This window comes from Rhodoplanes azumiensis (assembly GCF_042682915.1).
Lineage (GTDB): Bacteria > Pseudomonadota > Alphaproteobacteria > Rhizobiales > Xanthobacteraceae > Rhodoplanes > Rhodoplanes azumiensis.
Genome location: NZ_JBHUIW010000004.1, coordinates 200,720 through 221,979, shown reverse-complemented (window position 1 = coordinate 221,979; position 21,260 = coordinate 200,720). Strand labels below are relative to the sequence as shown.

Genomic DNA, 21,260 nt, shown 5'->3' with positions numbered 1-21,260 from the left:
GCGCTCGGCCGATCGCGTTCGCCGGCCGAGCGAAGCATTGCGGCGACGGCCGACGGTCAGATCAGGGCGTGGAGGGAGCTGAAGTCGCAGTAGCGCTCGTTGAGCACCGCAGCGATCTCTGCGGCGCCGGCCTCCTTGAGGGCTGTGAGCACGGCTTCCAGCGAGAAGTCCACGAATGGCACCTTGTCGGCCGCATCGACCAAGTGGTCGCGGTAGAGGTTGACGGCACGCGCCACCCGTGAGTTGAGGATCGGCGCGATCAGGACGTAGCGGCCCATAGGGTAGAGCCGCTCGTTCACCATCATCTGGGCCAACATGTGTTGCCGCCACAGCTGCTGCAGCGGATTGGCACGCAGGGCTTCACTGGTGCCATCTTTGAACAGGCCACAGGCCGACGAGACCTGGTCGTAGCGGGCACGCAGGCGTGCCTCCGGCTCATTCATGCCCTCGGAATACTTGACCTCGATCGCGATGAACCCGTCAGCGCCCGCGGGTGTTTTGCACTTCACGAGGGCATCGAACGCCGTGTAGTCGGCCAGAAACCTAGGACTGCCGCGGTCGGGGGCATGCTCGAACTGGATGTCCGTGACGCGCTGGACGAAGCCCGGCAGGAGACGCCGGAAGACCCGCGTTGCAAGCTTGAGGTCGAGCTTCAGCGGTCCCAGCGAGTTGAACAGGACCGGCGTCGACGACAGGAGGTTGGCCACCAGCCGAGCCTCGTCGAAGAGCGCCCCATCTTCCCGATAGGCGAGTTCGCGGCGAACGAGCTGGGCGATCTCGGGCAGGATGAAGTTGGCGCCAGCCTGGGCCGCTTTGGCGCTCACGCAGTTGCCGATGGTCCGCCGCTTCCCCTGCGCAGTGGTGTAGCCGCCGATCGGCCAGCCATTCTGTTCGCGCCACAGGGCCTGACGAAGCCGGGCGGCGGAACGGAAGCGGCTGTCGGCGGCCTCGAAGACCTGATGCTTTCGCAACGTCGTTTCCGGGATGAACGGCACCCTCAGCTCAATCGACATCTTGCCACCTCGTGCTTTGCGCGTAGGATTCGGCGGCAGCGGTCAGAAATGAACTGGGGAAAGACGATGGGGTCGCAATCAGGCGAGGGCAGGAAAGGCGATGACCTGACGGCTTTCGTGCGCCGTCATTTCGAGCTTCAGCGCTCGGCGGCAAAAAACGAAGCCAACCCCGTTGCGGCTGACCTCAAGAATGAGTCGGATCGGGAGAGGCATCTGTCGCCCGTAGAGGCGCGGTTGCTGACGTTGCGGCAGGCGGGATTAGAACGAGAAGACGGCCCCGGACCGGCGGACTGGGACCCAGCGATTGGGGACGGGTTTGAGGCGAGTCTGCAGCGAGCGATTTTCGGCTGGACGAAGCCTGAGTATCAGCGAACGTGGGAGGGCCGGGCCGGGAGCACCGGAATTTCGACTGCTGACTTCCAGAAGGCGTACAACGCCGTGGCGTTCGCCAATCGGACCGGCACCGTCATGAACGTCCACGCGACGTTGGTCTGGAGCACCGTCGGTCAGACGAATGGGATTGCGACCGCGAAAATTGCCGGTCTGTTCTTGGAGAGATTCAGGAAGTGGTCTCATGAACGCGATCTGCCGTGCCGGTGGGTGCACGTCTTGGAAATCAGCAAGAAGAACGGGCTGCACTCGCACGTATTGATGCACGTGCCGCGGGTGTTCGAACTCGATTTTCGGAAGTGGGTCCGTCGGTGCATCGGAACCCTGACGGGAAAGACACCAGTGCCACGCGTCACGCCGGGGTTGGCCAGGAAACTCCACATCGCCAAACCCAACCATACGGCAAATCTCGAAGTCTCGGCAGAAACGGACATCCGCGCGCAGTGGGAAGTCTTCACTTACCTAATGAAGGGAATTTTGCCCGCGGCGTATGCTCGGGACGCCGACGATCGGCGCAAGGCTCGGCCGCTGTTAGACGTTGCCGGTATCCCCGAAAAGTATCGTCGGCGGCAGGGGGAGGTGCTGACGAAGCGGGTTAGTGTGGCGCGGGACATTGATCGCGCTAGTCAGGCCCGGGTGGGTTTCCGGTCAGCGTATGACGATGGGGCCCGCGATCCAGGGGGCTTATACGTGACTGACTACCTCAAGTCGTACGAGCGGGACAGGGAGTACGAAAAAATGCTCCAGAACATTGGCCAGCTCGAAATCTGAAGAAATGGAGGCGCACGCGAAGAAAATGGAGATCGGACGGGTCTAAGTTGCTGAATTTAAATAGATAACGTTCCGTGTTTCGAACACGGGCGGGTTTGCCTGGCTTTGGCGCAGAGAATCGCTGCCGCAAGTGGCCGGATGGAATGATTGAGTCCCGATGCGTCTGTATGGATCAGACTAAGGCGGCTGCACCGACCGACGAGGAAGGGGTAAGGCGACCAGCCCGGAAATCTTATAAAGTCATAAAAATGGGCAAAAAGAGGAAGTAAGGACAATTCTAGTATATCGCAATCACGTTTTATTATCGTTGTCTTGGCGCTGGATTGCGATCTTCTGCAACTCAGGGAGGATGTAAAAAATAATAGCACATGTCAAGCCGTTTTACTAGTATATTTTGCATGTCTTAGTCTCTATTCTTCACTTCAGTACGACGGACGGGCGCTTGCGACTGTTCTGTCAAGTAAACGGAGCAGTTCCGCAAATCCCTTATCTTTGTGACGTTGACACGGATCCAGCGTGATCGTCCCCGTTGTCGGGAAATAGTTGATATGACCGATCTTTACATGGTGTGGTCCGGGCCGACGAACCTCGTACCCCTGCCGCAACAACTCAGTGATCTGCTCGCGCACGGCATCCGTATCGTCGCGCCGGATGAGTTCGTTTCCGTTAGGCATCGGAAGACCTCCGATAGGCGACACGGCTACCCGCGCCCGTCCGAGAAGTTTCGGCTGTGGTCGGTCGAGAGGCGAGCCACTGGCGGGCATCATCGACCGTAACGAGTGTTCGGGCGTTCGCCTTTATCGCACGCAGCTCACCGTATTGTATTTCTCGCCAGGCGGTTGTGCGGCCGATCCCCGCCCACTGGGCGAACTCGCCGACCGACATGGCTCCGCGAGACTCGAGAGTGTGTTTTTGTGACATAATATTGAGCCCTTTTATATCGCCACTCCAGCGTGGCTTGTTGATATGGAATCGGGCCAGGTTAGAGACACAGATCAGGTCGACGCCCGTGACAGTGACGACGTCTCGACTCCGTCAGGTACTTGACCTCTATTTTCAAGAAAGGCGACGCCGGACCAGAATTCTACTCTCGTCACTGAAGTTCTTTCCAGACCGAGCGGGAATGATTCAATCTTCCTTCCGGAATGGAGGTCGGGATTCATGCCGCTATCCCTTTCTCTCGATCCGCGGACGCGGGTTCTGAAGCCGTGGCGGACGGGGTGTCGCACCGGAAAAGGGCGAGCAGTTCGGTGCCAGCGCGGCGAGCGTCAGCCGGTGCAAAGGCAGATTGAGGTCCTGGGGGCCGTCTGGCCGAGGCGCTCGGGGGCGATCGCTCGTCCGCCCAGATCGAGGCTCGCAAGGACGTGTCCCCGGGCGTGCTCGCCGAGATACCTGACATCACCGTCGAGGAGTTCCGCCGGCCCCCTCTCACCAGGAACAAGCGTCGGCTTCTCCGCCGATCCGACAGTTCGTTGAGCGCCGCCGGATTACGCGCAAACAGGACCGGGCATGCGGATCAACAGTTCGGACGTTCCTCGGCCGGATCGCGGCCGACCCGCGCGTCCGGGTCCTTGAGGCTCGGGCCAGAGCCATGACGAGAGAACGCCCAGGCGGAGGGCCGGTGGTCGTTCGTGTGGCCCGCTCAACACCGAGACAGCACCTGATTACGCCTGGTCGAAGCAATAAAGTTCCGATCAGGTAATGGTAGACGTGATCGAGCGTCGAGAGTTCGGCTAATTCTGAGCTTGCGTGTCTGGCACCGATTCCGAGGCAAACGTGTTCGAGGCTCCCCGGGGGCGGACCGGCTTACTTTGGCAGAACGCAGCCCAGGCAGTTGCGAGCGCCCGACGCTTATCGAACAGGTCGCCACGCCGGTACGCCGCCTCAACCTTGTCAGAAACGGTATGGGCTAGAGCCATCTCAGCCACCTCTGCGGGAAACGTGGTCTGCTCCGCAGCCCAGTCTCGAAACGTAGAGCGGAACCCGTGTACGGTGAGATCGTCACGTTTCATGCGGCGAAGAAGCATCAGCAACGCCATGCTGCTGAGCGGGCGGTTTGCCTTACCGCCCGGAAACACGAATTCCGCGTCTGGATCTTTTGGGACCTCACTCAGAATAGTTACCGCCCGCGTGGCCAGCGGTACTCGGTGTTCGCGCCCCGCCTTCATACGGTCCGGTGGAATGGTCCAGAGCTTGGCTTCTAGGTCGATCTCGCTCCAACGCGCGCCTATCACTTCGCCTGTTCGCGCAGCGGTCAGGACCCCGAACTCCATCGCGCGTGCAGCGAGGCTGGGTTCTGCCCTCAATAATTCCATGAATGCAGGAATTTCGCGGTAGGGAAGCGCGGCGTGGTGTTTGACAGCGGCAACTTTGCTGCGCTTCGGAAGCAGATGGTCGAGGTGGCCGCGCCACCTCGCGGGATTCTCACCGTCACGGAAACCACGGACCCGCGCCCAGTCGAGAATACTTTCGATGCGCCCGCGCACCCGCGTCGCCGTCTCCGTCTTGTCATTCCAGATCGGCTCAAGCACCTTGAGAACTAGCGGCGTGTCCACACTCGCGACAGGCAGCGGACCGAGTACCGGATAGGCATACGTCTGCAGCGTCGCGGTCCACTGAGCGGCATGCTTGGCGTTTTTCCACCCCGCCTTGTGAGCGTCGACGAACTGCGCGGCGCACTGTTCGAAGGTCAGCGCCCGCGCTGCATCGGCGCGTTGCGCTGCCTCCTGCCGCCGGCGGTCGTCAATCGGGTCTATGCCGTTGGCCCGCAGATTCCTATATCTGGCAGCACGTTCACGGGCCTCAGCAAGTCCAATGGCGTTTACTGAGCCGAGCCCCATGTCTCGCAGCTTCTTCCCAGCGCGATAACGGAAAATCCAGCTCTTCGAGCCGGAACTTCGCACTTGCAGATATAGACCTAAGCCATCCGAATAGAGGCCGGGGCGCTTCTCGCGCTCCACCTTCAGTGCAGTGAGTCGTTTCATGCCGCGGTCGCGAGGTTATCTACCCATACATCCACCCATACTGCAATTCTGGATTCGAGTGAAGGGTGATGAACTGTCCCGAACAAGTGCGGACTAATCGTGTCGCAATATCAATATGATGAACGAACACCGGCGTCACGCGGCGAACTGCGGCAACCGCCGTTTCGGCGGACACTCCCTCCGCCAGCGGACCGAGCCGAGCTGGGAATCGAGATTTCTCCGGGGTACGCTTCTTGAGCGGTTCGCCTCCGAGGCGCCGCGGTGAGCATGTCGCAACGTTTCGCTGTCCTCCGTTCCTCCCTTCAATCCTGTTCCGTGCCGCGGCGGCTGCCCGCGTACTCGATCGTCTGATATTCGGCTGGAAAATACTGCCGTTGCAGCCCGTCGATGATCACGTGAGGACGGATGTCCAATCCCATTCTCGGCCAATCGTCGAGATGCTCGCGATCAGCAACGGCGACCACGATCTCCCATCCGGGGTACGCCGCGACGACGTGTTGAAGGCTCTCGATGACTTGGGGGCGCAGCAACGGGAGGTTCGCGATGGTGACCTTCACTTGGGGGTAGCCCCAGTAGTCGCCATAGATCGAGGAGTCGCCCGTCTCCAGCAGACTGTCGTGCTTTCCGAACTGCGCGAGTAGCGTCCCGATCTCGCCGGCCAAACGTTCGAACGTTTCCGTCTGGAGGTTGTCACGGTCTGGGCTAGTCATTCTCGCTCCTTGCTCATTTCCGCGCGGGATACGGCGAAGCCAGTGAATGACTTCCCGCATATAGACTCTCATGTTGAGCGATCTGATTCGCGGATCAGGGTGCCGTCACGGGAGTGTTTGGAATTGAGGGTGGCGCAGTCTCCGGGGTGATGAACCTCGACTCATCCGGCGCTGACGACGCTGTTCGGGGGCGCGGTGAGCAAGGACATCGTGAGCCGGACCTGGCGCAAGGTGAAGGGCGACTGGGACGCCTGGAACGCCCGCTCGCTCGCCGGCGAGCCGATCGTGAGAGTGATCCTGGACGGCACGGTGGTGCGCGTGCGGCTCGACCGCAAGGCGACCGCGATCTCGCTGCTGGTCGTGATGGGCGTGCGGGCCGACGGCCAGAAGGTGCTGCTGGCGGCGCGGAGCATGGGCGGCGAGAGCGCCGAGGCGTGGCGCACGGTGCTCGACGATCTGATTCGCCGCGGGTTGCGGCGGCCCGAACTCCTGATCGTCGACGGCGCCGCCGGGCTCGACGCCGCGATCGCCGCCGTGTGGGGCGGCGTGCCGGTGCAGCGCTGCACCGTGCACAAGCATCGCAATCTGCTCGCCCACGCACCCGAGCGCCTGCACGAGGAGATCACGTCCGACGACACCGACATGATCTACGCGAGCAGCTCCGAGGAGATCGAGGTGCGCCGCCGAGCGTTCCTCCGCAAATGGCGCCTGAAGCGCCGCGCCGTCGCCGACAGCCTGGAGGAGGCCGGCGAGCGTCTGTTCACGTTCGCGCTGTTGCCGCCGAGCCAATGGAGGAGCGCGCGAACAACAAACGCGATCGAACGCCTGCACGAGGAGTTCAAGCGACGGATCAAGACGCAGACCGTGCTGCCCTCCGCTGAAACCGCCGCCATGCTGTTCTGGGCGCTGCTCGCGTCCGGTCAGATCAACATGCGCAAGGTCGACGGCTGGCAGACCCTCGCCACGCAACCCATCGCACAGCCCATTGACCGCGCCGCCTGACACGGTACCTTCAAATGCCCGGTGATCGCGTCACTCGGATTCCAACCACGTTCGCGACGGCACCTCGGCGCGCGGCTCACCTCATACCATAACGAATCCGAGTGTCGGCGGAGTGCTCCGAAAGCACTGCTCGCCGGGACGCTGAAACTTGGCAAGGGGCGCAGTCCTCCCGCGTCACCCGGTCCGCGCGAGCCACGTGATGCCGTGGCTGTGCGCAACGCCGCGTGGGGATGCGCTTCGAATGCCATGAATAGAAATATGTCGATGTTCCGGCACCATTTCTGTCGATCGTCGCCCCACCCCACGCCGACCAGGGCCGAGTCCTCGAACCTGCAAGACCGACATCCGGCACGGAGGCCCGATGCTCCGTGCGCGCGCACACATTCCCCTTTACATAACTTTACGTTCGCGAAAAGAGTGAGCAACCGGTCCGGTGCATCTTGGCCGCTCTCTCCACCGACGGGGGGCCGCGGGACACCCAGCGACCACACGTTCCAGTCGGATCTCCACGCATGTCGCTGTCCTACGCCCTTCATGAACTCCGGTTCCGGCGGAGCCGGTCCGTCGTCACGGCGGCCAGCATCGCCGTCGCCGTGCTCGCCGCCGTTCTCCTGACGGCGCTCGCCGCCGCTTACGCCAAGGCGGTCCGAGCGCCGGTCGAGACGGTCGGGGCCGACATGGTGGTGCAGCTCACCGGCGACGTGCCGCCGAAGCTCGAAGGGCTCGTCTTCCCGCACCCGAACGCGCTCCTGCCCGCCGGCGCGGTCGCCGGAATCGCCAAGCTGGACGGTGTGATCTCGGTCACGCGCGGCGTCTACATGTGGGAGCTTGCGCCGGACCACTACGAGTCGATCCTCGGGCTCGAGGATGGTGAGACCGGGCTCGGATCGCTCGGCTCCCGCCTGACCGAGGGCAAGGCGCTCAAACCCGCAGATCGAGCCGTCGTTCTCGACAGCGACTTCGCCTCCAAAAACGGAATCAAGGCGGGCGCGACGATCGATGTCGGCGGAACTGTCTTCCCGGTAGTCGGCATCGTCGATGCGGCCCGCGGCGGCAAGGTCGCCCGCGCCGACGTCTACATGCCGCTGCGTCCGGCCCAGGAGCTTGCCGCCGGCGCCCCCATGGTGCAGGCGCTCTATCCGTTCCGGGCCGACGACGTGAACCTGCTGCTGGTCAAGGTCGACCGCCAGCGCCTGGAGGACGTCGTCGCCGGCACCACCGGGCTGCTCGGCAAGAAGGGCATCGTCTCCAGCGAGCTGTCGTTCCGGGAGGCGTTGAGCGGCGTGCTGTTCCTGTCGCAGCGCATGGGTGCGATCGTCGCGGCGGTCATCGGCCTTTTCGCCCTGGCGTTCGTGTTCCGCGCCACCGCCTCGACGGTCCAGGAGCGGCGCCGCGACCTCGCCGTCCTGCAGGCGATCGGCTGGCCGTGGCAGCGCGTTCGGAATCAGGTTCTGGTCGAGAACGCCATCCTGGCGCTCGCCGGGGTAACGGCGGGGCTCGTGCTCGCCGCCGCGATCGCGCTGGCGCTCGGCGGCGTCACGGTGACGATCGACCTTCCTTGGGATCTCAGCGCGACCCCCCACTTCATCCCGGACGCGACGCTCGACCGCACCCAGACCGTCACGGTCCCGGTCGAGATCCCCTGGCTCACGGCTGTGATCGCGATGGCCGGCGGCCTCGCCGTCGCGATCGTGGCCGCCTGGGCCATGGCGGCCCGCGCCCCGGCCCATCCCTGGACGCTGCTGCGCAGCGAATGAGAGACGCGCCATGAACGGTCCAGCCATCAAGGTCGAAGGCGTCACCAAGCGTTACGGCGACCTGCAGGTTCTCAAGGGGATCGACATCGAGGTTCCGCGCGGCCGTTTCGCCGCCGTGATCGGCAAGTCGGGTTCCGGCAAGAGCACGCTGCTCGGCATCGTGTCCGGCCTCGAACGGGCCGACAGCGGGCGGGTGCTGGTCGACGGTCAGGACCTCGGCAGCCTCGACGAGTCGGCAATGGCCGATCTCCGGCGCCGCTCGCTCGGGGTCGTGTTCCAGAACTTCAACCTGATCCCCTCGCTGTCGGCGCTCGACAACGTGCTGCTCCCGACCGTGTTCGATGCCACCAAGAGCCGTGACGAGCACCGCGGCCGCGCCCTCGACTTGCTGAAGCAGGTCGGGCTCGCCGAGCGGGCCGACCACCGGCCGGCGCAACTGAGTGGCGGCGAGCAGCAACGCGTGGCGATCGCCCGTGCCCTGGTCAACGGCCCGCCGATCCTGCTCGCCGACGAGCCGACCGGCAACCTCGACGCCCAGACCGGCGCCGACATCCTCGGGCTCCTGCTCGACATGTGCCGGATTTGCGGAACCACGCTTCTGGTCGTCACCCACGACCTCGACATCGCCGCCGGGGCGGACACCACGATCGAGATGAAGGACGGGAGGATCTGCAATGCCGACGCGTAGGACCGCACTCGCCCTGATCGTCGCCGCGGCGGCAGTCCATGTGCGCCCGGTGCTGGCGGCGCAGCCGGTCGTCGAGATTCTGGCGATGGGCCACTGGCCGGTCCGCAAGGCGCTGGAGCCGGTCCGGGAGGTTCTCGCGCGCTACGCCGGCCGCATCCGCGTCGTCGAGATGGACATCGAGGCGCCGGACGGCGAGAAGCGGTTGAAGGCGGTGGGGCTCAAGGGGCACATCCCGATCGTCGTGCTGATCGACGGCGGCAAGGCGTTCAAGCGCCCGGATGGCCGCACCGTCGAATTCGTGAATTTTCCGGCCGCGGCAGGCAATCCGATGGGGATGAACGGCCAGTGGAGTGCGGCCGATCTCGAAGCCGCCCTGAGAGCCGCGCTCGGCGAGACGGCGGACTGACATGGCCACGGTCGTGCACTGGCGCTATCTCGTCGGCGAGATCACCTGGCGCTGGCGGCGAACGCTCCTGCTGGTCGGCGGCCTCGCTTTGGCCGCCGCCCTGGTCGTGCTGCTCGGCGTCCTCGGTCGCTCCTTCGCCGACGTGGCGACGGTTCCGTTCCGCAGCCTCGGCGCCGACCTGATCGTGCAGCGGAGCGCCGTCCAGAGCGCCGTCCCGAAGGACATGGGCGTGATGCTGCCGTACTCGGCGCAGCCGATCGCGCCGGAGGAGTTCGACCGTCTCGCCAGGGAGCCGGGCGTCACGCAGGCCGGCGGCTTCGTGCTGCTGTGGAACCTCGGGGCCGGACGCTTCTACTCGATCAGCGGCATTCCGCTCGACACGACCACGGCGGCCCTCGGTCCGGCGCGGGTGCGTGACTGGCTGTACCAGGGCCGGCTGCCGGAGCCGGGGAAGCACGAGCTGCTCGTCGAGCGGCACTACGGCGCCTTCTATCGGCTGGCGCCGGGCGGCACGGTCGAGATCGCCGGGAGGCCGTTCACGGTGGCCGGCGTGGTCGACATCAAGGACGGCAGCCAGATCGCATCGAGCAACTTCTACATGGACGTCGAGATCGCCCGGTCGCTCGCCGGCCTGCGGCCCGGGCTCGTCAACCAGGTCTTCCTCAAGGTCGGCGACATCGGTGCGACCGAGGACGTGAAGCAGCGGATCGCCGGGTGGATGCCGCGCGCCTCCGTCGTCTCGCCCGGCACGATGCTGCAGCTGTTCGGCGGCGTGTCGCAGACGATCGGCCGGTTCGGTCCGGTCGTGGTCGCGGTCGGGGCGGCCGTGGCGCTTGCGCTCAGCGCCATGCTGGTGCTCGGCGTGGCGGCGGAGCGTCGCCGCGAGATCGCCGTCCTGCGGGTGCTGGGCTGGACCGAGACGCAGGTCCGCCGACAGATCGCGGTCGAGATGCTGATCCAGGGACTGCTCGCCGGCCTGATCGCCCTCGCGGTTCTCGCGCTGGCCCTCGGACTGGTCGAGCACGTCACCCTGACGTTGCCGGCGAGCCTCGGCGGCGAGAACCCGGCCGATTTCGCGGGCGGCGGCTTCAAGGCGGCCAGTACCGCGGTCCGGCTGCCGGCGACCACGACCGTGTGGGACTGGATCGCCCCGCCGGTCGTGACGGCCGCAGCCTGCGGCCTGTGGGGCTGGCTGTGGTCCGGGAGGGGTTCGAACGAGAGCCTGTGGGCAACCCTCAAGCAGGGCTGAGGCCCAGCGATCCACCTCGAATGCGGGATGAGCCGGCAGCGAACAGGGCGGATCCGGAGACCGTCATGGAACCCTGGTGCAGCCGGCAACTCAGATCGTCGCTTCAAGGGAGGACCAAATGCGATCGATGATGCTTGCGGTGTGCCTGTTCGTGATCGGCGCACGATCGGCGCTCGGGCTGGAAATGGTCGCCGTCGCCGAGAACGTCTGGGCCGTCGTCGGCGACCTGGGCCAACGCTCGTCGGAGAATCTCGGGAACAACGCGACCTTCGGCGTCGTGCTGACGACGGACGGTGTCGTGCTGATCGACAGCGGCGGAAGCGCCGCGGGCGCCGCGGCGATCGATCGTGAGATCCGAAAGGTGACGGCGCAGCCGGTCGTCGCCGTCATCAATACCGGGGGTCAGGACCATCGCTGGCTCGGCAACGGCTATTGGAAGGCGAGGGGCGCTCGCATCATCGCGTCGGCGCGGGCGGTCGAGGATCAGCGGGAGCGGCTGGACCAGCAGTGGACCATCCTGTCGACTCTTGTCGGAGAGAACACCCTGGCCGGAACCACACCTGCGTTCGCCGACGAGACGTTCCGGGAGCGTCTCGATCTCGTCATCGGGGGAGAGCGGTTCGAGTTGCGGCACACGGGCGTGGCCCACACGCCGGGCGATGCTGTCGTCTGGCTGCCGAGCCGTCGTATCGTGTTCGCCGGCGACATCGTCTTCGTCGATCGGATGCTCGGCATCCTGCCCGTGTCGCGTGTCGACGCCTGGATCACGGCATTCGACGCCATGGCGGCCCTCGAGCCGAGCGTCGTCGTGCCCGGCCATGGCCGTCCGACCACATTGGCAGGCGCGACCGCCGCGACGCGAGACTACCTTGCTCACCTGCGAGATGCCGTCCGAAAGATCGTGAAGCAGGGAGGCGGCATGAGCGACGCGGCCCGGATCGACCAGTCACGGTTTCTTCGCCTCACCGGCGCCGATCAGCTGGCCGGTCGCAATGCCCAGGCGGTCTTCGAGCAACTGGAGTTCGACGAGCAGTAGCCGGTCGGCCGTTCGTCGCGTCCAGAATTGCCGCCCGGTGCGGCCGGAGAATGTGGGACGTCATGCGCACCGAGCGACGTGCTCTCGGACGCGCCCGGCAGGCGCGGAGCGCGGGGCTGCAGCGTCCGGTCCGCTGACCGCGGCGGCGGTCAGAGCCGCGCCAAGACCTCGCCGCACAGCATCGCGGCGACTCCGGCCAGGACGATCGCGTAGCCGCGCATGATCCAGGCCGGGCGGGCCGTGCGCAGCATCAGCAAGGTGCCGATCCTGGATCCGATCAGAACGGCAGCGACGGTGAGCAGGGTCGGCCCGACCGGCAGGTCGAGCGTCGGCGCGTAGCCGGCGACGCCCGCGAAGGAGCACACGGTGACGACCAGGGCCGTCGTCGCGGCAGCACGCCGCGGCGGGTAGCGCAGCGCCACGAGCACCGGAACGACGAGGAAGCCGGCGCCGATGCCGAGGAGCCCGCCGACGAAGCCGACCGCCGCCCCGACGACGAGCCGGACGGCGAAGCGCCCGGTCCCCGGCCCGGTGCTCTCGTCCGGGCCTCCGCCTTTCGGAGTCCCCCCGAGGGCACGAAGCGCCGCGAGGACGACGGCGCCGGCGAACAGCAGAAGCACCGTCTCCGAGGCGAGCCAGGGCTGAACGCCGGCGCCGAGCGGGGCCGTCGCGGCGGCGGAGACGGCGATCGGCGCGCCGCCGCGCCAGTCGACCAGGCCGGCCCGGCCGTAGGGAAGCAGGGCCAGCAGCGTGTTGAGCCCGTTGAGCAGCAGGCCGAGCGGGATCGCCACGCTCTGCAGGTCGTGGCCGGTCCAGTGCAGGATCGGCACGAACAAGATGCCGCCGCCGAGCCCGAGCGTCACGAAGACGGCGGAGACGACCAGGATCGCGCCGGTGGCGAGTGCGGTGATCATGACAGGGCTCGCGGCTTCGCGGCGCAAGTGACCCATTGCGGAGTGCCGATCTGCAGCCACTCCTATCACCCGGGCCGCTCGGTCTGTAGCCGACCCGTTGCAGTTCTGCCCTGTCGACCGCGGCGGCCGGAGCCGGCCCCGGGCTCGGCGACGCTCATCCTCTAAGGTCACAGGTGCCGGTCGCGGAGCGTCGACCGTCGGTCGATCCGGGCTCGCGCCAATCGCTTCGGCCGCGACGTGCCGAGATCGTCAGCGCGTCGTCAGCAGAGTGGGTCTCCAATGAAATGCGACGAGAGGGACGGACTGGATCGGACGCCGACGACAAGAGTTCGGCAGTGACCGACGACCGACTCGGTCCGCTCGGAGCGGAGAAGGCCGGCTCCTTCGATAGTGGTTTTTCAGTACCGCGGCAGCTTCGCGGAGGTCTGTGTTCGCGCATCTCGGGAACGAAAGTTGATTCTGATCACGATCGGCCCAGCCGAGCCGGATTACGGTCGCTTCCACTTGCCACCGACGTGCGCTCACCGGGGCGACGACCATGCTCGACAAGGCCGAGACACCGCTGGCAGACAATCGGGCGCCCGACATCGCCGCGGTCGAGGCCGTGCTCGCCGTCGGGAAGCAACGCAGTCGATCTCGCCGTCGATGGCGTGTTCTCGGCGCGGTCCTGGTCGCTGCAGGGCTGGCGCTGGGGCTGTATGGGTTCTGGCCCGGAGGCGCGAGCCGGGACGGCATCCGCTTCACCACCCAGCCGGTCAGCCGCGGCAACTTGACGGTCGTCGTCACGGCGACGGGCTCGGCGCAACCGATCACCCAGGTCAGCATCTCGAGCGAGCTCTCGGGAACGATCCGCAAGGTTCTGGTCGACTACAACAGCGTGGTCCGAAGCGGTCAGGTTCTGGCCGAGCTCGATCCCGACAAGCTCGCCGCGACGGTCGCCAGCGCGCGGGCACGCCTGAGCTCGGCGAAAGCGCGCGTCGCGGAGGCGATCGCCACGATCGCCGAGAAGCGCGCCGAACACGATCGCAAGGCGTTGTTGTCGCAAACCAGTGCCGGCTCGATGCGAGACCTCGAGGTCGCCAAGGCGAACCACGACCGGTCGATCGCCCAGCACGACCTCTCCGTCGCCGAGGTCGCGGCAGCCGAGGCCGATCTCCGCCTCGCGGAGATCAATCTCGCGAAAGCCTCGATCGTCTCGCCGATCGACGGCGTCGTTCTGAAGCGCGGCGTCGATCCGGGGCAGTTCGTCGCGACCTCGCTGCAGGCTCCGGTTCTGTTCGTCGTCGCAGAGGATCTCCACCGCATGGAGGTTCTCGTCGATGTCGACGAGGCGGAGGTCGGCAAGGTCAAGGTCGGCCAGAAGGTGACGTTCGGGGTGGACGCCTATCCGGACCGCAAGTTCCCGGCCGCGGTCCGCGACATCCGCTTCGGCTCCGAGGTGGTGCAGGGGGTGGTCACGTACAAGGCGGTGCTCAGCATCGACAACTCGGATCTCTCGATCCGCCCGGGCATGACCGCCACGGCTCAGATCCTGGTCCAGGAGGTCGAGAATGCCGTTCTGGTCCCCAATGCGGCGTTGCGGTTCTCCCCGCCGGCGGCGCCGCAGCAGGGCGGGGGATTCCTGAAGGCTCTGTTGCCGAGCGTTCCGTCCGCGACGCGGCGGCCGCCCAGCAAGCACGAGGACGCCGGCCGCGGCCCGAAAGCCGACCAGAAGGTCTGGATCCTGCGCGACGGTGCTCCGGTGGCCGTCCCGGTGTCGGTCGGCTCCAGCGACGGACGCGTGACCGAGATCCGCAAGGGCCAGCTCTCCCCCGGCGATGCCGTGGTCGTCGACGCGGTGTCGAGCAAGCGTTGAGGAGGGCGATCATGTCGGACGGCAGCCGATCTCAGGTGCCGCTGATCGCGTTCCGCGCCGTGACGAAGGTCTACGGATCGGACGAGGCGGCCGTTCATGCGCTGGCCGGCGTGGATCTCGACATCGCGGCGGGCGAGTTCGTCGCGATCATGGGACCGTCCGGGTCCGGCAAGTCCACGGCGATGAACATCATCGGCTGTCTCGACACGCCGACCGGGGGCGAGTACCTGTTCAAGGGCGTGTCGGTCGGCGCCCTCGACCGGACCGAGCGGACGCTCTTGAGACGGCACTTCCTCGGCTTCGTGTTCCAGGGATTCAACCTGCTGCCCCGCACCTCCGCGGTCGAGAACGTCGAGCTGCCGCTGGTGTATCGCGGCATCGGCCCGGCCGAGCGCCGCCGCCTCGCGGTCCGAGCGCTCGCCCGGGTCGGGCTCGGCGGGCGCGAGCATCACACCTCCTCGCAGCTCTCCGGCGGCCAGCAGCAGCGCGTGGCGATCGCCCGGGCGATCGTCACCGAGCCGGCGGTTCTCGTCGCCGACGAGCCGACCGGCAATCTGGACACCAGGACGAGCCGCGAGATCATGGATCTGATCACCGGCCTCAATCGTGATCACGGCATCACGGTCGTGATGGTCACGCACGAGACCGAGATCGCGGCCTGCGCGCGCCGCCTGGTTCGCTTCCGTGACGGCCGGCTGGAGCAGGACGAGCCACGACGGGATGCCGCGTGATGCTGCTCGAAACCGTTCTTCTCGCCATGCGGGCGATCAGGCGCAACGCGCTCCGCTCGTTCCTGACGATCCTCGGGATCGTCATCGGGGTCGCCGCCGTCATCGCGATGGTCACGGTCGGCAAGGGCACGACCGCCAAGGTGAGCGCCGACCTGTCGAAGCTCGGGAGCAATCTCCTGTTCGTCCGTCCCGGACAATTCGGGCCGGGGCGCGCGAGCACCGATGCGAAGCCGTTCAACATCCGCGACGTCGAGGCGGTCCGCGAGCAGCTCGCCGGCGTGCGCGCGGTCGCGCCTGTCGCGCAGAAGTCGGTCAAGCTCGTCTACGGATCGCGCAATCACGTGGCCCTGGTCACGGGCACCGACAACGCCTATTTCGTGACCCAGGACTGGCAGCTCGCGTCCGGGCGCCAGTTCCTCGACACCGAGATCCGCGGAGGCCGGGCGGCCTGCATCGTCGGCGCGACCGTGCGAAAGGAGCTGTTCGGGCCGAACGATCCCGTGGGTCAGACGCTCCGGCTCGGGACCGTCTCGTGCGAGGTGATCGGCCTGCTCGAGCCCAAGGGGCAGTCGAGCACCGGCGCCGACCAGGACGACGTGCTGCTGGTTCCGCTGCGGACCTTCCACCGCCGGGTCGTCGGCAACACCGACCTCGGCTCGATCTACATCGCGGCCGAGGACGGGGTGGACACGGCCAAGATCCAGGCCGACACCGAGCGGCTGCTGCGCGAGCGCCGCCATATCTCGCCCGGCGAGGAGGACGACTTCGCGGTTCGCGACATGAAGCTGCTCGTGCAGACCACGGTCGGCACCACCCTGGTGTTGACCGGTCTCTTGGGCGCGGTCGCGGCGGTCAGCCTGCTGGTCGGCGGCATCGGTATCATGAACATCATGCTCGTCTCGGTGACGGAGCGCACCCGCGAGATCGGCATCCGACTCGCCATCGGGGCGCTGGAAGGCCAGGTGCTGCGGCAATTCCTCGTGGAGGCCGCGGTGCTGTCCCTGTTCGGCGGGCTGGTCGGCATTCTGCTCGGCCTCGGCCTCGCCTGGCTCACCACCAGCCGGCTGAAGGTGCCGTTCCTGCTCGATCCCTGGATCATCCTGATCGCCTTCGGCTTCTCGGCCGTGGTCGGGCTCGTCTTCGGCTATTTTCCGGCCCGTCGCGCCGCCCATCTCGATCCGATCGAGGCCTTGCGCCACGAATGAGGCGCGGTTCCCACGGTGGGCGAGCCGCGCGTCCCGAAAGCCGTCGCCGACTGGATGTCGTGCCGAAAGACCGGTGCTCGATTCGCGTGCGGATCCTGATCGAGGGCAGGGCCTGAAACCGAACCTGGTCCCTGGTCGGCCGGAGTCCGGTGGATCTCCCCACGAAACGTCGCGCGATCGGGGCGAGACGCCCATCACCTGCCTCGTGTCTTTCCGATCGCCGCGCGTGCTGCGAGGATGAGCTTGCCGGCGCATGCATCGGCGCATAGACATCTCGCCGTCCCGGATTTGGGCTGATGAGATGACGGACTCGGAAGGGCGGAACCCGGCTGCCGCGTTTGGAGGAGGTGCCCTCATCGGCACACTCGGCGGGTTGATCGGCCTCGGCGGCGCCGAGTTCCGGCTGCCGCTCCTCATCGGGCCGTTCCGGTTTCGCGCCCTCGAGGCCGTGATCCTCAACAAGGCCATGAGCCTCGTGGTGGTCGCCACGGCCCTGCCGTTCCGGGCCGGGACGGTGCCGTTCGCGACCGTCGCGGCGAATTGGCCGACGATCGTCAACCTGCTCGCCGGCAGCCTGCTCGGCGCGTGGCTGGGGGCCGGATGGGCGACGAAGCTCGGCTCGCGCACCCTCTACCGCGTCCTCGCCGTTCTTCTGGTGCTGATCGCCGTGGTTCTCGTCCTCGGGCACGGGACGACGGGGGCCGAGCCCTTGTTCTCGGGGGGATGGCAGATCGTCGCCGGGATCGTCGCGGGGTTCGCGATCGGTGTCGTCGCGTCGTTGATGGGTGTCGCGGGCGGTGAGCTTCTCATTCCGACGCTGGTCCTGCTGTTCGGTGCCGACATCAAGCTCGCCGGCAGCCTGTCGCTGGCCGTCAGCCTGCCGACCATGATCGTCGGCTTCACCCGCTACAGCCGCGACAGCGCCTTCGCGGTCGTCGCCCGGAACAAGAGCTTCGTGCTGGTCATGGCGGCCGGATCGATCGCCGGCACCTTCGTCGGGGGGCGCCTGCTCGGGATCGTCCCGGATCCCGTCCTGTTGCCGATCCTGGCGCTGATCCTCGTCGTCTCGTCCGTGAAGGTCTGGCGGCACGGGTGAACACTCGCGCGTCAGCTTGGAAGAGGGATGGACTTTATAATTCGATAATGGTAGAAATAGAAAAATAGGAGGCGCCATGCCGGACGATGCCCCAGACGATGCCGCGGTGGTCCGCTTCGCGGACATGCTGGCCGCGATGGGGGCGGAGCCGCGCCTGCGGATCGTCCGGCTCCTCCTCTCCGCCCATCCCGAGGGGCTCGTCGTCGGCGAGATCGGCGAGAGCCTCGGCATCACGCCGTCGACGCTGTCTCATCACCTCGACAAGCTGAAGACGGAAGGCCTGGTGAAGGTCCGCCGCGAAGGCACGTTCCTGCGTTACACGGCCGACGCCGTGGCGCTCGGCGAGCTGCTCGCCTTTCTCTACGCCGAATGCTGCACGCGCACCAAGGTCGTGCGCCCGGAAGACATCACCTGCTGCTGAGAGGAGGCCGGCCATGACCGGACCGGACGTGAAGGACGTCGTGCGAGAGAAGTATGCCCAGGCGGCCCTGCAGGTCGCCGGCGGCGGCAGTGCCTGCTGCGGATCGGGTCGCGGCGGCTGCGATCCGATCACCACGGATCTGTACGATGCGGGCCAAGCCGAGGGCGTGCCGGCCGAGGCGCTGCTGGCGTCGCTCGGCTGCGGCAACCCGACGGCGCTGGCTGCGCTGGCGCCGGGCGAGACGGTGCTCGACCTGGGCTCCGGCGGCGGCATCGATGTGCTGCTGTCGGCGCGCCGGGTCGGATCGACCGGCAAGGCCTATGGCCTCGACATGACCGACGAAATGTTGGCGCTCGCGCGCGACAACCAGCGCAAGGCGGGGCTCGACAATGTCGCGTTTCTGAAGGGCGAGATCGAGGCGATCCCGCTGCCCGACGACACGGTCGACGTGATCATCTCGAACTGCGTGATCAACCTGTCGGGCGACAAGGACCGGGTTCTTCGCGAGGCGTTCCGCGTGCTGAAGCCCGGCGGCCGCTTCGCCGTGTCCGACGTGGTGACGCGCGGCGACATTCCTGCGGCGCTGCGCACCGACATGTTGTTGTGGGTCGGCTGCCTGGCCGGCGCGCTCGACGAGGCGGACTACGCGGCGAAGCTCGCCGCCGCCGGCTTCGTCGACATCGCCATCGAGCCCACTCGGGTCTACAAGGTCGAGGACGCCCGCGACCTCCTGGTCGGCAAGGGCCACGACGTCGACGCCCTGGCCGCCGAGCTGGACGGCAAGTTCTTCGGCGCCTTCATCCGCGCCCGCAAGCCCGGCGTCGCCGGCGCCTGTTGCGGCCCGTCCTGCTGCGGCGGGTGACGCATGGCGCGTCGCATCGACGGGCTGCGCCTCGTGCAGAAAAGTATCCAGCCCGGGCAGTGACCATCATCGGGTCTGGCCGCCGAGGATGGTGTGCGGATGAACGCCAAGCCGCTCGTCGCGCTCGTCTGCGCGGCCGAAGTCGCCGGAATGGCCGCCTATGCCGGGTTCGTGGCGCAACTCCCGTCGCTGAGTGCGGCATGGGATCTCACCGCCTCGCAGGCAGGCTGGGTCAGCGGCGCCTTCTACGCCGGTTACGGATTGGCCGTGCCGGTCCTGGTGACGCGGACCGACCGGACCGATCCGCTTCGCGTCTATCTGCCCTCGATGCTCGCCACGGCGATCGGCGCGCTCGGTTTCGCACTTCTGGTCCATGGTTTCTGGTCGGCTCTGCTTTTCCAGGTGATCATGGGGGCTGGTCTGGCCGGCACGTACATGCCGGGACTGCGACTTCTGACCGACCGCCTGGAGGGGGCGGCGCAGTCCCGCGCCGTCGCCCTCTACACCTCGAGCTACGCCATCGGCACCGGCTTCTCGTTCGCGATGATCGGCCTTCTGTCGACGTGGCTCGGCTGGCGCTGGGCCTTCGGCCTGGCTGCCATCGGGCCCGTGACGGCCGCCGTCACGGTCGCCATGGTGTTTCGCGGGCGAGCGCGCCGGCGAACTGCCGCGCCGCAAGACCCTGGTCGGCAGCCGTTCGGTGCCGTGCTGCGTGACCGTGCCGTGATGGCCCGAGCCGTGGCCTACGGGGCGCACAATTTCGAGCTCTTTGGCCTGTGGTCCTGGGCGGTCGCCTTCCTGACCTTTGCCTACGCGCGGCGGCCCGGCGATCCGCTTCAGATCGAGCCGACGCTCGTCGCGGCGGTCCTGACCCTGCTCCTGCTGCCGGCGAGCGTCGGCGGCAACGAGCTCGCGTTGAGAATCGGCCGCCGCCGCTGGATCGTCAGCGTCATGATCGGCTCCGCGGCGCTCGCGCCGGTGGTGGGGTTCGCGGCCGGCGAGGTCGTCTCGGCGGCGCTGATCGGACTCTGTCTCGTCTATGGCGTCGCAGTGGCGGCGGAATCGGGGGCTTTGACGTCCTCCGTGGTGGCCACCGGCGACACCCGCCAGCGCGGCGCGATCATGGCCGTCTATTCGATGGTGGGGTTCGCCGGGGCCTTCGCCGGGCCTCTCGCCTTCGGCTGGGTGCTCGGCGGCGTCGGCGCCGGAACCGGAGCCGGATGGGGCGCCGCCTTCGCCGCCATGGGGCTTGGTGCGCTCGTCGGACCCGCGGCCTTGCTGCTCGTCGATCGCCGCGGCGGCGATCGGCCACGCTCATGAATCTCTCTCTCCAGCACTACCAGAAGGGGTCGAATGATGGACGATCTTCCGAGCGCGGCGGTCGAGCACCTCGACCTGCCGTCCTGGCAGAAGCTTCAGCCGACACGTGTGTCGGCGCACCCTCCGCGAATTCTCCTGCTCTACGGGTCGTTGCGCGAGCGCTCCTACAGTCGCTTGTTGACACTGGAAGCCGAACGCCTCCTGAAGCATTTCGGCGCCGAGACCCGCGTGTTCGACCCGCGGGGCCTGCCCCAGCCCGACACCGTGCCTCCGAGCCATCCGAAGGTTGCGGAGCTGCGCGAGCTGTCGATGTGGTCGGAAGGCCAGGTCTGGTGCTCGCCCGAACGGCACGGGACGATCACGGGACTCTTCAAGAGCCAGATCGATTGGCTGCCCCTCGAGGTGGGCGGGATACGGCCGACGCAAGGGCGAACGCTCGCCGTCATGCAGGTTTCGGGAGGGTCGCAATCCTTCAATACGGTGAATGAGCTCCGTGTTCTCGGTCGGTGGATGCGGATGATCACGATTCCCAACCAGTCGTCCGTGCCGAAGGCGTTTCAGGAGTTCGACGACGCGGGGCGCATGAAACCGTCGCCCCTCTACGATCGTGTCGTCGACGTGATGGAGGAGCTGGTGAAGTTCACGCTGCTGGTGCGCGACCGCGCGGACTACCTGACCGACCGGTACAGCGAGCGAAAAGCCGGCGGGTCGAGGGACGCCGGCACCGACCTGAGCGCGATTGCGATCAGCCACGAGAGGTCCGTCGAGCGGCCGGCAGGGCTGTCCGACACGAAGAACGCCGATTGACCGATCTCCACCTCGCAGGGTCGGACGCAGCGCCACCCATGGC

Annotated in this window: 18 protein-coding genes and 1 pseudogene; 15 read left to right on the top strand and 4 right to left on the bottom strand. The window is 66.8% G+C overall.

The window, feature by feature from the left end; translation table 11 throughout:
• Window positions 1-56: 56 nt before the first annotated feature.
• Window positions 57-1,013: a PGN_0703 family putative restriction endonuclease gene (locus ACFSOX_RS06190; protein ID WP_378476917.1), complete on the bottom strand. Its 957-nt coding sequence runs from the start codon at window positions 1,011-1,013 to the stop codon at window positions 57-59.
• Window positions 1,014-1,061: 48 nt separating this feature from the next.
• Here ACFSOX_RS06190 and ACFSOX_RS06185 point away from each other — a divergent pair, with 48 nt between their 5' ends.
• Window positions 1,062-2,174, top strand: a complete 1,113-nt coding sequence (locus tag ACFSOX_RS06185) for a hypothetical protein (protein WP_378476916.1) — start codon at window positions 1,062-1,064, stop codon at window positions 2,172-2,174.
• Between the two features lie 1,733 nt (window positions 2,175-3,907).
• On the opposite strand, the gene ACFSOX_RS06180 is transcribed toward ACFSOX_RS06185, so the two are convergent.
• Window positions 3,908-5,158, bottom strand: coding sequence for a tyrosine-type recombinase/integrase (locus tag ACFSOX_RS06180; protein WP_378476915.1), 1,251 nt, complete (start codon window positions 5,156-5,158; stop codon window positions 3,908-3,910).
• Between the two features lie 302 nt (window positions 5,159-5,460).
• A complete protein-coding gene (locus ACFSOX_RS06175) occupies window positions 5,461-5,868 on the bottom strand; it encodes a hypothetical protein (RefSeq protein ID WP_378476914.1) in 408 nt (135 codons plus the stop codon).
• Between the two features lie 168 nt (window positions 5,869-6,036).
• Here ACFSOX_RS06175 and ACFSOX_RS06170 point away from each other — a divergent pair.
• The 6 genes and pseudogenes from ACFSOX_RS06170 to ACFSOX_RS06145 all read left to right on the top strand — a co-directional run.
• Window positions 6,037-6,870, top strand: a pseudogene (locus ACFSOX_RS06170) (IS256 family transposase); the annotation flags it as partial.
• A 512-nt stretch (window positions 6,871-7,382) separates the two neighbouring features.
• A complete protein-coding gene (locus ACFSOX_RS06165) occupies window positions 7,383-8,627 on the top strand; it encodes an ABC transporter permease (RefSeq protein WP_378476913.1) in 1,245 nt (414 codons plus the stop codon).
• A gap of 10 nt (window positions 8,628-8,637) precedes the next feature.
• Window positions 8,638-9,315, top strand: coding sequence for an ABC transporter ATP-binding protein (locus ACFSOX_RS06160; protein WP_378476912.1), 678 nt, complete (start codon window positions 8,638-8,640; stop codon window positions 9,313-9,315).
• Window positions 9,302-9,721, top strand: coding sequence for a hypothetical protein (locus ACFSOX_RS06155; protein WP_378476911.1), 420 nt, complete (start codon window positions 9,302-9,304; stop codon window positions 9,719-9,721). Before ACFSOX_RS06160 ends, ACFSOX_RS06155 begins: the two co-directional genes overlap by 14 nt.
• 1 nt (window position 9,722) lies before the next feature.
• Window positions 9,723-10,970: an ABC transporter permease gene (locus ACFSOX_RS06150; protein ID WP_378476910.1), complete on the top strand. Its 1,248-nt coding sequence runs from the start codon at window positions 9,723-9,725 to the stop codon at window positions 10,968-10,970.
• A gap of 118 nt (window positions 10,971-11,088) precedes the next feature.
• Window positions 11,089-12,006, top strand: a complete 918-nt coding sequence (locus ACFSOX_RS06145) for an MBL fold metallo-hydrolase (protein WP_378476909.1) — start codon at window positions 11,089-11,091, stop codon at window positions 12,004-12,006.
• A 149-nt stretch (window positions 12,007-12,155) separates the two neighbouring features.
• Here ACFSOX_RS06145 and ACFSOX_RS06140 read toward each other — a convergent pair whose 3' ends face one another.
• The gene (locus ACFSOX_RS06140; RefSeq protein WP_378476908.1) at window positions 12,156-12,920 is read right to left on the bottom strand and encodes a sulfite exporter TauE/SafE family protein; all 765 of its coding nucleotides are present in this window, start codon (window positions 12,918-12,920) and stop codon (window positions 12,156-12,158) included.
• Between the two features lie 538 nt (window positions 12,921-13,458).
• Between ACFSOX_RS06140 and ACFSOX_RS06135 the strand changes: the two genes are divergently transcribed.
• The 8 genes from ACFSOX_RS06135 to arsH all read left to right on the top strand — a co-directional run bounded on the left by ACFSOX_RS06135 (window position 13,459) and on the right by arsH (window position 21,217).
• A complete protein-coding gene (locus ACFSOX_RS06135; protein WP_378476907.1) occupies window positions 13,459-14,775 on the top strand; it encodes an efflux RND transporter periplasmic adaptor subunit in 1,317 nt (438 codons plus the stop codon).
• A gap of 11 nt (window positions 14,776-14,786) precedes the next feature.
• The gene (locus ACFSOX_RS06130) at window positions 14,787-15,506 is read left to right on the top strand and encodes an ABC transporter ATP-binding protein (RefSeq protein WP_378476906.1); all 720 of its coding nucleotides are present in this window, start codon (window positions 14,787-14,789) and stop codon (window positions 15,504-15,506) included.
• Window positions 15,506-16,711, top strand: coding sequence for an ABC transporter permease (locus ACFSOX_RS06125; protein WP_378476905.1), 1,206 nt, complete (start codon window positions 15,506-15,508; stop codon window positions 16,709-16,711). Before ACFSOX_RS06130 ends, ACFSOX_RS06125 begins: the two co-directional genes overlap by 1 nt.
• A gap of 301 nt (window positions 16,712-17,012) precedes the next feature.
• The gene (locus ACFSOX_RS06120) at window positions 17,013-17,807 is read left to right on the top strand and encodes a sulfite exporter TauE/SafE family protein (protein ID WP_378476904.1); all 795 of its coding nucleotides are present in this window, start codon (window positions 17,013-17,015) and stop codon (window positions 17,805-17,807) included.
• Window positions 17,808-17,883: 76 nt separating this feature from the next.
• The gene (locus tag ACFSOX_RS06115) at window positions 17,884-18,228 is read left to right on the top strand and encodes an ArsR/SmtB family transcription factor (protein WP_378476903.1); all 345 of its coding nucleotides are present in this window, start codon (window positions 17,884-17,886) and stop codon (window positions 18,226-18,228) included.
• Between the two features lie 13 nt (window positions 18,229-18,241).
• Entirely contained in the window at window positions 18,242-19,090 is an 849-nt protein-coding gene (locus tag ACFSOX_RS06110; RefSeq protein ID WP_378476902.1) for an arsenite methyltransferase, read from the top strand.
• Between the two features lie 99 nt (window positions 19,091-19,189).
• A complete protein-coding gene (locus tag ACFSOX_RS06105; protein ID WP_378476901.1) occupies window positions 19,190-20,410 on the top strand; it encodes an MFS transporter in 1,221 nt (406 codons plus the stop codon).
• A gap of 33 nt (window positions 20,411-20,443) precedes the next feature.
• The gene (gene arsH / locus ACFSOX_RS06100; protein ID WP_378476900.1) at window positions 20,444-21,217 is read left to right on the top strand and encodes an arsenical resistance protein ArsH; all 774 of its coding nucleotides are present in this window, start codon (window positions 20,444-20,446) and stop codon (window positions 21,215-21,217) included.
• The last annotated feature ends 43 nt before the right edge of the window (window positions 21,218-21,260 follow it).